General features: G+C 67.1%; 13 protein-coding genes. 1 reads left to right on the top strand and 12 read right to left on the bottom strand.

The features are described from left to right. Positions 1–110: 110 nt before the first annotated feature. The 4 genes from miaB to AC6EUH_RS06000 form a co-directional block, all read right to left on the bottom strand. Positions 111–1685 (bottom strand): tRNA (N6-isopentenyl adenosine(37)-C2)-methylthiotransferase MiaB, encoded by a 1575-nt coding sequence (gene miaB / locus AC6EUH_RS06015; protein ID WP_200913074.1) that lies wholly within the window; start codon positions 1683–1685, stop codon positions 111–113. 39 nt (positions 1686–1724) lie between these two features. After that, positions 1725–2216 (bottom strand): regulatory protein RecX, encoded by a 492-nt coding sequence (locus AC6EUH_RS06010; RefSeq protein WP_082492793.1) that lies wholly within the window; start codon positions 2214–2216, stop codon positions 1725–1727. A 211-nt stretch (positions 2217–2427) separates the two neighbouring features. Beyond that, positions 2428–3480, bottom strand: a complete 1053-nt coding sequence (recA, locus tag AC6EUH_RS06005; RefSeq protein ID WP_018774457.1) for a recombinase RecA — start codon at positions 3478–3480, stop codon at positions 2428–2430. Between the two features lie 280 nt (positions 3481–3760). Then, positions 3761–3979, bottom strand: a complete 219-nt coding sequence (locus AC6EUH_RS06000; RefSeq protein ID WP_056432394.1) for a DUF3046 domain-containing protein — start codon at positions 3977–3979, stop codon at positions 3761–3763. A gap of 44 nt (positions 3980–4023) precedes the next feature. Between AC6EUH_RS06000 and AC6EUH_RS05995 the strand changes: the two genes are divergently transcribed. Then, a complete protein-coding gene (locus tag AC6EUH_RS05995; RefSeq protein ID WP_056432827.1) occupies positions 4024–4533 on the top strand; it encodes a MarR family winged helix-turn-helix transcriptional regulator in 510 nt (169 codons plus the stop codon). An 80-nt stretch (positions 4534–4613) separates the two neighbouring features. Here AC6EUH_RS05995 and AC6EUH_RS05990 read toward each other — a convergent pair whose 3' ends face one another. The 8 genes from AC6EUH_RS05990 to AC6EUH_RS05955 all read right to left on the bottom strand — a co-directional run bounded on the left by AC6EUH_RS05990 (position 4614) and on the right by AC6EUH_RS05955 (position 13432). Continuing rightward, entirely contained in the window at positions 4614–5066 is a 453-nt protein-coding gene (locus AC6EUH_RS05990) for a helix-turn-helix domain-containing protein (protein ID WP_056432397.1), read from the bottom strand. A gap of 140 nt (positions 5067–5206) precedes the next feature. Further along, a complete protein-coding gene (locus AC6EUH_RS05985) occupies positions 5207–5719 on the bottom strand; it encodes a CinA family protein (protein WP_499738072.1) in 513 nt (170 codons plus the stop codon). Beyond that, positions 5716–6357: a CDP-diacylglycerol--glycerol-3-phosphate 3-phosphatidyltransferase gene (gene pgsA / locus AC6EUH_RS05980; RefSeq protein WP_056432403.1), complete on the bottom strand. Its 642-nt coding sequence runs from the start codon at positions 6355–6357 to the stop codon at positions 5716–5718. The genes AC6EUH_RS05985 and pgsA overlap by 4 nt, the downstream gene beginning before the upstream one ends. Before the next feature lie 9 nt (positions 6358–6366). Continuing rightward, on the bottom strand, positions 6367–9324 hold the full coding sequence (locus tag AC6EUH_RS05975; protein ID WP_499738071.1) for an FtsK/SpoIIIE family DNA translocase: 2958 nt from the start codon (positions 9322–9324) through the stop codon (positions 6367–6369). Between the two features lie 187 nt (positions 9325–9511). Then, entirely contained in the window at positions 9512–11203 is a 1692-nt protein-coding gene (locus AC6EUH_RS05970; protein WP_499738070.1) for a ribonuclease J, read from the bottom strand. A gap of 61 nt (positions 11204–11264) precedes the next feature. Further along, on the bottom strand, positions 11265–12173 hold the full coding sequence (gene dapA, locus AC6EUH_RS05965) for a 4-hydroxy-tetrahydrodipicolinate synthase (RefSeq protein ID WP_499738069.1): 909 nt from the start codon (positions 12171–12173) through the stop codon (positions 11265–11267). Positions 12174–12290: 117 nt separating this feature from the next. Further along, entirely contained in the window at positions 12291–13052 is a 762-nt protein-coding gene (locus AC6EUH_RS05960; RefSeq protein ID WP_499738068.1) for a carbon-nitrogen hydrolase family protein, read from the bottom strand. Between the two features lie 20 nt (positions 13053–13072). Next, a complete protein-coding gene (locus AC6EUH_RS05955; protein WP_056432831.1) occupies positions 13073–13432 on the bottom strand; it encodes a hypothetical protein in 360 nt (119 codons plus the stop codon). Between the last annotated feature and the right edge of the window lie 36 nt (positions 13433–13468).

Here is a 13468-nt window from a genome sequence, read left to right as displayed (position 1 = left end):
GCGCCGGCCGGTACTGCGCCGTCGCCTGCTGCGCCGGCCGGTTCTGTGCCGTCGCCTGCTGCGCCGCCCGGTTCTGTGCCGGCCGTGGTGCCCTGCGGGGCATCCACGGGCTAGCGGCCCCGGACGGGAAGTGTGGGCATGCCGAGGGATACTCCGGATGAGCCGGACCCGGATCCCGGCGCGGGTGCGCCGCAGGAGTCCGCCTGGGACCTGTCCCAGGCGTCGCCAGCGCGGGAGCGGCGGATGCTGTAGTCCTCCGCCGAGGCAGGGTCGGCGACCAGGTGGAACGCCGCGGCCTCGGTAATGGTCACCGTGACCAGGTCGCCCGGGCGGGGCGTCTCGGCGCCGGCAGGCACAGAGAAGTGCACCAGGCGCTGGTCCTGCGCCCGCCCCGAAAGCCGGTGGGTTTCCCCTGACTTGCGGCCGGCCTGGGCCGTGACCATAACCTCCACCCGCCGGCCGAGCTGGCGGGCGTTTTCCTCGGCGGCGATCCGGTCCTGGAGGGCGGTGAGGCGTTCGAAGCGCTCCTGCACCACGGCTTTGGGGAGCTGGTCCGGGAGGTCGGCGGCGGGCGTGCCCGGACGCTTGGAGTACTGGAAGGTGAAAGCCGTGGCGAAGCGGGACTTCTCAACGACGTCGAGCGTGGCCTGGAAGTCCTCCTCGGTTTCACCGGGGAAGCCGACAATGATGTCGGTGGAGATGGCGGCGTGCGGAATTTTGTCGCGGACCTTGTCCAGGATGCCAAGGAACTTCGTGGACCGGTAGGACCGTTTCATGTCCTTGAGCACCTTGTCCGAACCGGACTGCAGGGGCATGTGCAGCTGCGGCATAACGTTGGGGGTCTCGGCCATGGCATCGATGACGTCGTCAGTGAAAGCCGCGGGGTGCGGGCTCGTGAAACGGACGCGTTCGAGGCCGGGAATGTCGCCGCAGGCGCGCAGGAGCTTCGAGAAGGCCTGCCGGTCGCCGAATTCGACGCCGTAGGAGTTTACGTTCTGGCCCAGCAGGGTGACTTCGATCGCGCCGTCGTCGACGAGGGCCTGGATTTCGGCCAGGATGTCGCCGGGGCGGCGGTCCTTTTCCTTGCCGCGCAGGGCCGGGACGATGCAGAAGGTGCAGGTGTTGTTGCAGCCGACGGAGATCGACACCCAGCCGGAATAGACCGAGTCGCGCTTGGTGGGCAGCGTGGAGGGGAAGACGTCGAGGGACTCCAGGATCTCAAGCTGCGCTTCGTTGTTGTGGCGGGCCCGTTCCAGGAGGGCAGGCAACGCGCCGACGTTGTGCGTCCCGAACACGGCATCCACCCACGGGGCCTTCTTCAGGATGGCGTCGCGGTCCTTCTGCGCCAGGCAGCCTCCGACAGCGATCTGCATGCCTGGGTTGGCGGCCTTGACCGGGGCCAGGATGCCGAGGTTGCCGTAGAGCTTGTTGTCGGCGTTCTCCCGCACGGCGCAGGTGTTGAAGACCACGACGTCTGCCAGCTCACCGGCGGCTGGGACGTAGCCGGCGGCCTCGAGCATCCCGGACATCCGCTCGGAGTCGTGCACGTTCATCTGGCAGCCGAACGTCCGGACCTGGTAGGTACGCGGCTGAGGTGTGGCGGGCACCGGTTCGGCGCCCGGGGCTGACAAGGCGTCTCTGGAAGGGGTGGTGCCGGCTGCTGGGGAGGGAATGGTCAAACTCACCTGTTAAGGGTACCGGGTCGGCACGCGGCCGGGGCCAGCTCAGAAATCCGGTTCAGACCCGGCACCGGCCACGGCCTCGTCGAGGACCTCGCCCACGATCCGGAAGGCCTGCGAGGGCTGGTATCCCTTGCGGGCAAGCATTGAGGCCAGACGGCGCGTGATCTTGTCGCGCTCTGCGCGGTCCTCACCGCCGGTGAATCCCCGCAGCTTGCGCCCCACGAGCTCACGGGCCGCCGCTTCTTCGTCGGCGTCGCTGAGCTGTTCCAGGGCGCTGGCCGCAGTGTGTTCGTCAATGCCCTTCTCGGCGAGTTCCCGCCGGAGGGCCCCTTTGGCGAGTTTACGGCTCTGGGACCGGGACCGTACCCACATGTCGGCGAAGTCGGCGTCGTCAACGAGCTTCACTTCTTCGAAGCGGTCCAGCACGGCCTCCGCGACGTCGTCCGGGACGTTGCGCTCGGCAAGCTTCCGGGCGAGCTGCAGACGGCTCTTGGGCGAGTTGGTCAGCTGCCGCAGCACAATGGCGCGGGCCACCGCGGCGGGATCTGCGTCAGGATCCAGTTCCGGGGACGGCGCCCCTGCGACGCGAGAACCCGAGCCGCGAGAACCTGAGCCGTGTGAACCTGAGCCGCGTGAACTGCGAGACCCGCGTGAACTGCGCCGGGGAGACCCGGCACGCGGGTCGGCACCGCCGCCCGGGTCAGGGCTCCACGGAAGGAACCCCGACCCGGTGCCGGCTCCGGCGTTAGAAGCCGTCAACGGCCTTCAGCTTCGGAGATTCTTCGGTCTCGGCGGGGGCCTTCACGCCGACGCCCAGCTTCTCCTTGATGAGCCGTTCGAGCTCGGCGGCCAGTTCCGGGTTGTCGCGCAGGAAGCGGCGGGAGTTCTCCATGCCCTGGCCCAGCTGGTCACCGTCGTAGGTGAACCAGGAGCCGGACTTCTTGATCAGGCCGTGCTCGACACCCATGTCGATGATGCCGCCTTCACGCGAGATGCCCTGGCCGTAAATGATGTCGAATTCGGCAATCTTGAAGGGCGGGGCCATCTTGTTCTTGACGATCTTGGCCTTCGTGCGGTTGCCGACGGAGTCCGCGCCCTCCTTGAGGGTCTGGATCCGGCGGACGTCGATGCGGATGGAGGCGTAGAACTTCAGGGCCTTACCACCGGTGGTGGTTTCCGGGGAACCGAAGAAGACACCGATCTTCTCGCGCAGCTGGTTGATGAAGATGGCAGTGGTCTTGGTCTGGCTCAGGCGGCCGGTGATCTTTCGAAGGGCCTGGCTCATCAGGCGGGCCTGAAGGCCCACGTGGCTGTCGCCCATGTCGCCTTCGATTTCCGCCCGGGGAACGAGGGCCGCGACCGAGTCGATGACGATGACGTCAAGGGAGCCGGAGCCGATGAGCATATCCATGATTTCGAGCGCCTGCTCGCCGGTGTCCGGCTGGGAGACCAACAGGGCGTCGGTGTCTACGCCCAGCTTGGCGGCATATTCCGGGTCCAAGGCGTGCTCGGCGTCGATGAAGGCGGCGATGCCGCCCTGGCGCTGGGCGTTGGCGACGGCGTGCAGCGCCACGGTGGTCTTACCGGAGGATTCCGGCCCGTAGATCTCCACAACACGGCCGCGGGGAAGGCCGCCAATTCCCAGGGCGACGTCCAGCGCGATGGAGCCGGTCGGGATGACCTCGATGGGCGCACGGACTTCGTCACCGAGGCGCATGACCGAGCCCTTGCCGAACTGCTTGTCAATCTGGGCAAGCGCTGCGTCGAGCGCCTTCTGGCGATCCGGGGCTGCGGCCATGGTTCACACCTCTAATACTTTCTCGCTGGGGAGGGACCGTTGCCGGCCCCGGGTAGTGTTCGTGATCAGTGCTGGTGATCAGTTTCTGTCATTACTGAAGCTACTGGCACCCACCGACAGAGTTGCCTGACTGCCCCGTTGCATGTGGAAAACGTGTATGTGGAAAACGTACATGTGGAAAACACTCTGAAAAAAGCATAGTCCTACCCGAACAGATATTCGAACAATCGTGGCGGCGTGTCAGGTGTTTACTGCCGGGCCGGGGCTGAAGCGCCAGGAATCAGCGGGGTTTGACGTCGCGGCCCAGCCGCCGCTCGGGCGGGACATCCTGGACGTCGCACAACGCCAGCCACACCTGCCGGGGCGGCACGCCTGCCCCCAGGGCTTGGTCGGCGGTCCGTCCGCCGACTCCCGCCAGGACCAGCGAGCTGCTGAGGACGCGGGAGTAGCCCGCCCCGAATTCGTCATCCATAAGGCGCCAAAATTCACTGATTCGCACCCCTAGAGTCTCTCACGATGCAGGAGGACTCTAGAATGGTTGCCATGAGCAACCCCGCCGAAGGCCCTGGGATCCCCGGCGGCACTGACGATTCTACCGAAGCGGCCCTGACCGCCGTCGAGCACCAGTTGAGCATGCTCTGGCGCCGCGCCCGGTCCATCTCCCATCACCTCTCCCGCCAGGTCCACCCGGACATGGAACCGGCGGCCTACGGGCTGCTTTCCGTGATCCGCCAACAGGGCGCGATCCGGCTGACCGAACTCGCGTCCAGCATCGGCGTCGGGAAGCCCTCGGTAAGCCGGCAGATCGCCTTTCTGGAACGCCTCGGCCTGGTGGCCAAGGAAGCCGACCCGCTCGACGGCCGCGCGCAGATGATCCGCCTGACCGCCATGGGCGAGGAGAAGATGCACGAGGTGCAGGACGCCCGGCGCGAAGTGTTCCGCGAACGGCTGGGCGAGTGGCCGCCGGAGGAACTGCAGACCCTGGCCCGCTATATCGCCAAGCTCAACGCCACCTACGAACGGGACGGGTTCCCCCGGGACGAACCGCAGTAGCCTGTGGCCCCGGCGCGGCCGGAAACGCAAAAAACCCCGGCACACCGCCGGGGTTTTCTGTCGAGTAGTGGGTGCCGGGGCTAGCGCGCCCCGGAAAGAAGGCCCTTGGCCAACTCTTCGTTGAGGTCCGTGTTGAGCTCACGGTCCAGGTCACGGCCGTAGCGCTGGGCAAACTCCTGCGGGACGGTGTCCGGAACAGCAACACCTTCGGCGACGGCGACACGGTCGCTGACTTCGCGAAGCATGCTGGAGAGCGGAACATCGAGGGCCGAGCAGATCGAGGAGAGGAGCTCCGAGGAAGCTTCCTTCTGGCCGCGCTCCACTTCACTCAGGTAGCCCAAGGAGACGCGGGCACTGTGCGAGACTTCGCGGAGGGTACGGCCCTGGCGTTGGCGGACATCGCGCAGCACATCACCGATTTCGTGACGAAGTACAACCATCTTGCGCTCCTTCTGTTCGCTCTTAGCCTGATCGGCGAGGCCCACATCCTTCCAGCGGACAACGCCGTTAACGGATACGGGCTGCTTTACCATCTGTATCGCCTTGCTCCCTCTTTGTGTCGAGCCCGCTGGTCAAAGCGGACACTGATGATGCTTTCATCCTAGGCGCCTCCCTTATTCGGAAGCGACACAATGTAACAACTATTAGGAATCGGTTTTTGTTCCCGGCTACTTTACGCCCGGTAGCTTACGGATGCCAGCGCTTCCAGCAGGCGTTCCAGGGCCGCCGCGCAGGCCTGGCCGCGGATTTCGGGCCTGTTGCCGTCGAAGCTGTACCCGAACGACGTCGCGCCCGCTGCGGTGGCGACGCCGATGTAGACGGAGCCCACATCCTTGCCGCCGTGCGGCTCCGGTCCGGCGACGCCGGTCGTGGAGACGCCGATGTCGGCGCCGCAGACCCGGCGGGCGCCCTCGGCCATCGCCTCGGCGACACGTCCGTCGACGGCGCCGACGCTGTCCAGCAGCTCCCGGGGCACTCCCAGCACATCGGCCTTGACCGTGTTCTGGTAGGACACAACGCCGCCCTGGAGCATTCCGGAGGCGCCGGGCGTGTCCGCCAGGACGGCGGCGACCATGCCGGCGGTCAGCGATTCGGCGGTTGCCACGGTCTGGCCGCGGCGGATCGCTTCGGTGACTGCCTCTTCGGCCAGGTGATGCAGGTTGATCGTGCGGTGGGGATTGCTCATGGCTTGCCGTCCTGGATCTTCTGTTGCCGGGCCCGGATGCCGCTGGCGCGCAGTTTGAGGGCCTCGATGACGTATTCGCCGCCGGTCCAGACAGTGATGGCGACGGCGACCAGCATGACCGCGAAGGCCACAAACCCGAGCCACGGTGCGATCGAGGCCAGCGGGAGGATGTACAGGAAGATGGCCACCGTCTGGATGACGGTCTTGAGTTTTCCGCCGCGCGACGCCGGGATCACGCCGTAGCGGATGACGAAGAAACGCAGGGCGGTGACGCCCCATTCACGGACCAGGATCAGGATGGTGACCCACCAGGGCAGCTCCCCCAGCAGCGAGAGCATCACCAGGGCCGAGCCGATCAGCAGCTTGTCGGCGATGGGGTCGGCGATCTTGCCGAAGTCCGTGACGAGGCCGCGGCTGCGGGCGATGTCGCCGTCGAGCTTGTCCGTGTAAATGGCGACGGCGAAGGTCGCCGCGGCGATCCAGCGCCAGACGCCGTTCTGGGCGACCAGTCCCGGTGCGTCGAGCAGGAGGAACCAGACGAAGAAGGGCACCATCACAATCCGCAGCATCGTCAGGATGTTGGGCAGGTTCCAGATCCGGGACGCGGATCCGGCACTGTTTGCTTCGGCGCTAGTCACCTTCCTAGGCTACCGTCCGGTGAGCGACCAGGCGTCCTCGGAGCCGTCCTCATCATCTCCGGAGCCGCCGTCAGCGCCGTCGTAGTACTGGGGGTCCTGGGGCCGCCGGTCCAGGTCGGCAGCGACCAGGTCCTCCGCGTAGCCGCCCTGGGCGATGTTCGCGTTGGCGTTATCACTCAGCGCTGCGGTCTGGGAATCGGCGGCAGCGGGCATTTCCATGCCCTTCATGGCGGCGAGGACGGTGGCCAGGTCGTCGGGCTTGACCAGGACATCGCGGGCCTTGGAGCCCTCGGAGGGGCCCACCACACCCCGGGACTCGAGCAGGTCCATGAGCCGGCCGGCCTTCGCGAAGCCGACCCGAAGCTTCCGCTGCAGCATCGACGTGGAGCCGAACTGCGTCGTGACGACGAGCTCGGTGGCCTGCAGCAGGACCTCGAGGTCGTCTCCGATGTCGTCGTCGATCTGCTTCTTCGGCGCCTCGGGGGCGACGTCGTCGCGGTAGACGGCCTTGAGCTGGCCCTTGACGTGCTCCACCACCTTGTGGATTTCCGACTCCGTGACCCAGGCGCCCTGGACACGCATGGCCTTGGAGGCGCCCATCGGCAGGAAAAGGGCGTCGCCCTGGCCGATCAGCTTCTCGGCGCCCGGCTGGTCGAGGACCACGCGGGAGTCGGTCACGGAGGACGTCGCGAACGCCATCCGGGACGGCACGTTGGCCTTGATCAGGCCGGTGACGACGTCGACGGAGGGCCGCTGCGTGGCGAGCACCAGATGGATGCCGGCTGCACGGGCCAGCTGGGTGATGCGGACGATCGAATCTTCGACGTCGCGCGGGGCGACCATCATCAGGTCGGCGAGCTCGTCCACAATCACCAGGAGGTACGGGTACGGCCGGATGACCCGCTTGGAACCCTCGGGCGGGTGGACCTTGCCGGCGCGGACGGCCTTGTTGAAGTCGTCGATGTGTTTGAAGCCGTAGTTGGCGAGGTCGTCGTAGCGGGCGTCCATCTCGCGGACCACCCACTGGAGGGCCTCGGCGGCCTTTTTGGGGTTGGTGATGATCGGGGTGATCAGGTGCGGCACACCCTCGTAGGCGGTGAGTTCCACGCGTTTGGGGTCCACCATGACCATACGGACCTCGTCGGGCGTGGCGCGCATGAGGATGGAGGTGATCATCGAGTTCACGAACGAGGACTTGCCGGCGCCGGTGGCGCCCGCGACCAGGAGGTGCGGCATCTTGGCGAGGTTCGCGACGACGTACCCGCCCTCGACGTCCTTGCCGACACCCATGACCATCGGGTGGTCGGTGCGCCGGGCGTTCTGGCTGCGCAGCACATCGCCCAGGGACACGGTTTCGCGGTCCGTGTTCGGGATCTCGATGCCGATCGCCGACTTGCCCGGGATGGGGCTCAAAATACGCACGTCCGAGCTGGCGACGGCGTAGGAGATGTTCTTGGACAGTGCGGTGACGCGCTCCACCTTGGTGCCCGGGGAGAGCTCGATCTCGTAGCGGGTGACGGTGGGGCCGCGGCTGAAGCCGGTGACCTGGGCATCCACGTTGAACTGGTTCAGCGTTTCGGTCAGCGACGCGACGATCGCGTCGTTGGCCTCGGTGCGCTCCTTCGGGATGGAGCCCGGGGTCAGGACGTCCGACGCCGGGAGCGTGTACGTCACGTCGCCGGCGAGCGAGAGCTGTTCCGTGCGCTGCGGGATCGGCGTGGGCAGCGGCGCCGCTGCCACGGGGTTGGAGGGGACCTTCGCGGCGGCTGCGACGGCGGCAGCCGCGGGCGCGGGGGCGGCCGGGTTGAGTGACCCGGCGGCGACCATCCCGGGGGTGACGAGAGGGATGGCCTCGGTGGCGTTCTCCCCCGCTGCGGCGCTCCCGAGCCCCTGGGCTGCCTTGATCTTTTCGACGGCGATTTCGGCCTGGGTGGGACGGCGCACCCCGGGGGCGACCGGTTTGGCGGCGGACTTGGAGCCGGATTTGCCGCCACCGGCGGCTTTCGCGGCCTCCGCTTCCTCGTCGGCAATGAGTGCGCGTTCGAAGGCCTCGTCGCCGACGTAGCCTTCGAGTCCGGCCTCGTCGTCCTGGTCCTTGCCGAAGAGGCGCCGGCGCTTCTTCTTCGCCGGGGCGGGGGCGTCGTTTTCGTAGAGGTAGCTGCGGTCGTGACCGTCGCCGTCGTGGTCGTCGCTGTACTGGTCCTGCAGGTCGATGCCCATGAGGTGTTCGTAGGCGTCGCGCAGCCGGCCGGGGATCGCGCCGAAGGGCGTGGCCGTGACGATCAGCAGGGACGTAAAGGCGAGCAGGCCGTAGACAGCCAGCGGGACGGCGGAATGGATGGCGGCCAGCGGGGCGGCGGCCAGGTATCCGAGCATGCCGCCGGCACGGCGCAGCCCGTCGAACCCGTCAGCGACGGTCGGTTCCCCGCCAATGACGTGGGCGAGGCCGGAGCCGGCGAACGCCATGATCAGGAACCCGATGCCGATCCGGTTGTTGCCGCGGCCGTCGACGGGCTGGCGGAACAGCCGGAAGGCGCAGACGAACAGCATCAGCGGCAGCAGCAGCGCCATCCAGCCGAAGGTGCCGTTGACGATCCCGTAGACCATGTCCGGGAACCAGCCCTGGAATCCCCACCAGGCGAAGGTGGCAACGAACACACCGAGTGCGAGATTGAACAGGGCTGCGCCGTCGCGGCGGTCTTCGGGCGCGAGGTCGCTGACGTCGTAGCCGATCCGGCGGATGCCCGCCCCGAGGACGTGGGCAACGCCCAGCCAGGCGCCGGCCACAACCCGGACCAGCCAGGGCTGCTTGGGTTCGACGGCGGCCAGTTGGCGGGTGCGCGCGGTGCCCGTTGTTCCGGAGGACTTGGTGGTTTTGGATGCAGCCGGGCGGGAGCCCCGGGCCGCAGAGCTGCCTGATTTACCGCTGGAGTTTCCTCTTGGCGCGGAGGAAGTACGTGTCGCCATACCCGCTACGGTACCCGACCCCGGGCCGAATTCCGCGGATTTCCGGGCCTCCGAAGGGATCATGTTGCTGGCCTGACACGCAAAAACGGCCCTCCCGGCCCACCGCAAGCGCGAGGCTGCGGCAGGCCGGGAGGGCCGTTGTGGTGCGTAGGGAGGCGTGTGGCCTCCAGCGCGTGGGACCGGGGACTTACGCTTCCAGGACCACCGGGATGATCATGGGCTTGCGGCGGAGCTTGCGGTTGACCCAGGTACCCACCACGCGGCGGACAACCTGCTGCAGCTGGTGTGTGGTGTGGTCCGTGCGGTTGAGCACGGCTTCTTCCAGGGCTGCGTTGATCTTGGGGATGATCTCGTCGAAGACGGAGTCGTCCTCCGCCACGCCGCGCGCGTGGATCTCGGGGCCGGAAACCACCTTGCCGGTGGCGCGGTGGATCACGGTGATGATGGAGATGAAGCCTTCGTCGCCGAGCGTCTGGCGGTCCTTCAGGTCCGCTTCCGTGACTTCGCCGACGCTGGAGCCGTCGACGTAGACAAAGCCGACTTCCACCTGGCCGACGATGTCGGCCTGGTGGTCCCGAAGGTCGATGACGGTGCCGTTGTCCGCGAGCAGGATGCTTTCCTCGGGGACGCCGGAGTCCAGGGCGATCTTGCCGTTGGCGATCAGGTGGCGGGTTTCCCCGTGCACCGGCATCGCGTTGAGCGGCTCCAGGATGTTGTAGCAGTACAGCAGCTCGCCGGCGGCGGCGTGGCCGGAGACGTGCACCTTGGCGTTGCCCTTGTGGATGACGTCGGCGCCGAGTTTGAGCAGGCCGTTGATGATGCGGAAGACGGCGTTCTCGTTGCCTGGGATCAGGCTGGAGGCGAGGATGACGGTGTCGCCCGGGCCCACGACGACGCGGTGGTCGCCGTTGGCCATGCGGGACAGGGCCGCCATCGGCTCCCCCTGGGAACCGGTGGACATCAGGACCACGCGGTTGTCCGGCAGGTTGTCGATGTTCTTGATGTCGACGAGGATGCCCGCAGGCACGTCAAGGTAGCCGAGCTTTTCCGCGATGGCCATGTTGCGGACCATCGAGCGGCCAACGAAGGCCACCTTGCGGTTGTGGTTGGCGGCGGCGTCGAGGACCTGCTGGACACGGTGCACGTGCGAGGAGAAGGACGCGACGATCAGGCGCTTGGAGGCCTGGCCGAAGAGCCGGTCCAGGGTGGGCCCGATCTCTTTCTCGGCGGTGGTGAAGCCCGGCACGTCGGCATTCGTGGAGTCCGACATGAACAGGTCGACGCCTTCTTCACCGAGCTTGGAGAAGTGGCGGAGGTCGGTGATCCGGCCGTCCAGCGGCAACTGGTCCATCTTGAAGTCGCCGGTGTGCAGAACCGTGCCGCCGGAGGTGCGGAGGAAGACGGCGAGGGCGTCGGGGATGGAGTGGTTGACGGCCACGAATTCGCACTCGAACGGACCGAACTTCTGCACCTGCCCCTCGGTGACGGTCTGGGTGACCGGCTTGATCCGGTGTTCCTGCAGCTTCGCCTCGATGAGGGCCAGCGTCAGCCGGGAGCCCACCAGGGGAATGTCGGCGCGCAGGCGCAACAGGTACGGAACGGCACCGATATGGTCCTCGTGGCCGTGGGTCAGGACGACGGCGACGATGTCATCCACGCGGTTCTCGATGTAGGAGAAATCGGGCAGGATCAGGTCGACGCCGGGCTGGGTCTCTTCCGGGAAGAGGACGCCGCAGTCGACAATGAGCAGCTTGCCGTCGATTTCGAAGACGGTCATGTTCCGGCCGATCTCCCCGAGGCCGCCGAGCGGAACGATCCGCAGGGTGTCCTTGAGCAGTTTCGGCGGCGTGACAAGGCCGGGAAGGGCGGTTTGGGTCATAATGCACTACTTTCCAGGCGGTTGCCGGCCTGGCCTTTACTCATCAGGATCAAATACCTGATCAGGAAAAGACCATTCCGGCTTCCGCCAAGTCCTCGCGGATGGTTTCGATCTCAGCTTCGTCCGGCTCCACGAGGGGCAAACGGACAACCGAGTTGGGCAGGACTCCCTGCCACTTAAGAACTTGCTTCGCAGCAACAGCACCCTGGATATGGGTCATCACTGCACGGACCACGGGGTCCAGTTCGAAATGTATGGTGCGGGCGGCGGCGAAGTCGCCCGCAAGTGCGGCGTCGATCATGGCGCGGAACTGCCGCGTCGCGACGTGCGCGGAGACGCTCACGAGTCCGGCGGCGCCGGCTGCCATCCACGGCAGGGTCAGCCCGTCGTCGCCGGAATAGACATCGAGGTCAGTGTTGGCGAGCACCCGGGTCACGGCGGCGAAATCGGCCTTCGCGTCCTTGAGCGCCACGATGTTCCGGTGCTCCGCGAGCCGGATCATGGTTTCGGGCAGGATCGGAACGCAGGCGCGGCCGGGGATGTCATAGACCATCACGGGAAGATCGGCGGCGTCGGCGACGGCTTCGATGTGGGCCTGGATCCCGGCCTGGCTGGGCTTGTTGTAGTACGGGGTGACGATCAACTGGCCGTGGGCCCCGGCTTTGGCGGCACGCTTGGCCATCTCGATCGAGTGCGAGGTGTGGTTGGTGCCCGTTCCGGCGATCACCTTGGCGCGGTCCCCCACTGCTTCCACGACGACGCGGAAGAGCTTTTCCTTCTCATCGTCTTCCAGCGTGGAGGTTTCCCCGGTAGTGCCGGAAATCACGAGGGCGTCATGGCCGTCGTCGACGAGCTTGTTGGCCAGCTCCGCGTTCTGCTGGTAATCGACCTCACCGTCGGACGTGAAAGGCGTGACCATGGCGGTCACGAGGGATCCGAACGTGAAAGAGCGAGTGCGAGAGTCAGCCATATGAAAAACGTTACCCTGTCCCCGGCGTGATCGGACAATGACGGCGACGTGATGAAGATCAATCCCGGACCGGAACCTCAGCCGGAGGCCGGCCGGCGGAGTGCAGGCCCGGGCGACTCATGCGTGGCGTTCGTCGGCGTATCGGCCAAGGACGTCGTGCTGCAGGGTCGCGGTCAGCACCTCGGTCCCCGTCCCGGCGGCCTGCCGGATCACACGCCCGTCAGGTCCCCAAAATCCGCTCCCGCCGGCCGAGGGCCCGAGTTCAGTGGTGCCGCCGAGGTTGGCCAGCACTCCGTACATCCGGTTGTCCATGGCGCGCGCGCCGAGGTGCAGGGCCAGCCGGTGGTCCTCACCGGCGGCGTAGAGGGCCGAGACGGCATAGATGTCGGCGCCTGCCGCCGCCCCCTCGCCGGCATGTTCCGGGCGGGAGGCGTCCCGGCAGATGGCCAGGGCAATCTTCCAGCCGTCGACGCCCAGGATGACCGTGCGGTCCCCGGGCCGGAAGGCGTGCCGCTCCGCGCCGTGGAGCCAGACTTTGAAGCAGGCCTGCAGCTCTCCGGTCGGGTGCAGGGCGAGCGAGGCCAGGCGGGGCGTGCCGTCAGCTTCGCGGAACGGGGCCCCGACGACCACGGTGATCCCGGTCCGCCGGCAGATTTCGCGCAGGCCGTCGAGCCGGGGGTCCGCCGCACTCACCCACCGCTCTGGTTCCGCCAGTGCTTCCAGCCCGTAGCCGGTCAGGGAGAGCTCAGGGAACACCACCAGCCGGGCGCCGTGGCCGTCCGCGTCTTCGATGAGGCGGATGTGCTCCAGGACGTTGGCGGGAATGCCGCCCTCGAGAGCCGTGTACTGAATGGCGGAAAGCGTCAGTGCGGTAGTCACCCTGCCATCCTAGGCGCGGCCTACGTGGCCGGCGCGGCGCCGCCGGAAGGTGCGGCACAGTAGCGGCTCACGGCATGCTCCCGCAGGCCCTCGGCCCACGCCGCGAGCCGCTGGGCAGCCCGCACGTAGTGGAACAGTTCGCCGGGAGTGAGCGCATCGAGTTCGGTCTCGGCCAGCCGGCGGGCAAGTTCGGCGCCCGGCGCCTGCGCCGACAGGACCGTCCCCTCTTCGCGCCACTGGACGTCCTCCGCCGGCTCGCCGGCGACGAGTTGCCGGAAGAGGAAGTCCACGACGCCGGGACTCATCGCCTTGAGCACACCGGGGGTTTCGTCCGGCCGCCGTGCATCCAAGGGCTGTGCGGGTTCTGGTGGGTTGTTCATGACGACATAGTATTCGAACATATATTCGAACACAAG

Source organism: Arthrobacter sp. 001422645, assembly GCF_059816125.1.
Note: the sequence above shows the minus strand (reverse complement) of the source record. Positions and strands in the feature narration are given on the sequence as shown.

What these genes read in the sequence shown, in the direction of transcription:
- AC6EUH_RS05955 (WP_056432831.1), bottom strand. Translation starts at nt 13,432, where the DNA reads ATGAACAACCCACCAGAACCCGCACAGCCCTTGGATGCACGGCGGCCG.
- AC6EUH_RS05970 (WP_499738070.1), bottom strand. Translation starts at nt 11,203, where the DNA reads ATGACCCAAACCGCCCTTCCCGGCCTTGTCACGCCGCCGAAACTGCTC.
- AC6EUH_RS05975 (WP_499738071.1), bottom strand. Translation starts at nt 9,324, where the DNA reads ATGGCGACACGTACTTCCTCCGCGCCAAGAGGAAACTCCAGCGGTAAA.
- dapA (WP_499738069.1), bottom strand. Translation starts at nt 12,173, where the DNA reads ATGGCTGACTCTCGCACTCGCTCTTTCACGTTCGGATCCCTCGTGACC.
- AC6EUH_RS05990 (WP_056432397.1), bottom strand. Translation starts at nt 5,066, where the DNA reads ATGGTAAAGCAGCCCGTATCCGTTAACGGCGTTGTCCGCTGGAAGGAT.
- AC6EUH_RS05985 (WP_499738072.1), bottom strand. Translation starts at nt 5,719, where the DNA reads ATGAGCAATCCCCACCGCACGATCAACCTGCATCACCTGGCCGAAGAG.
- recA (WP_018774457.1), bottom strand. Translation starts at nt 3,480, where the DNA reads ATGGCCGCAGCCCCGGATCGCCAGAAGGCGCTCGACGCAGCGCTTGCC.
- AC6EUH_RS05995 (WP_056432827.1), top strand. Translation starts at nt 4,024, where the DNA reads ATGAGCAACCCCGCCGAAGGCCCTGGGATCCCCGGCGGCACTGACGAT.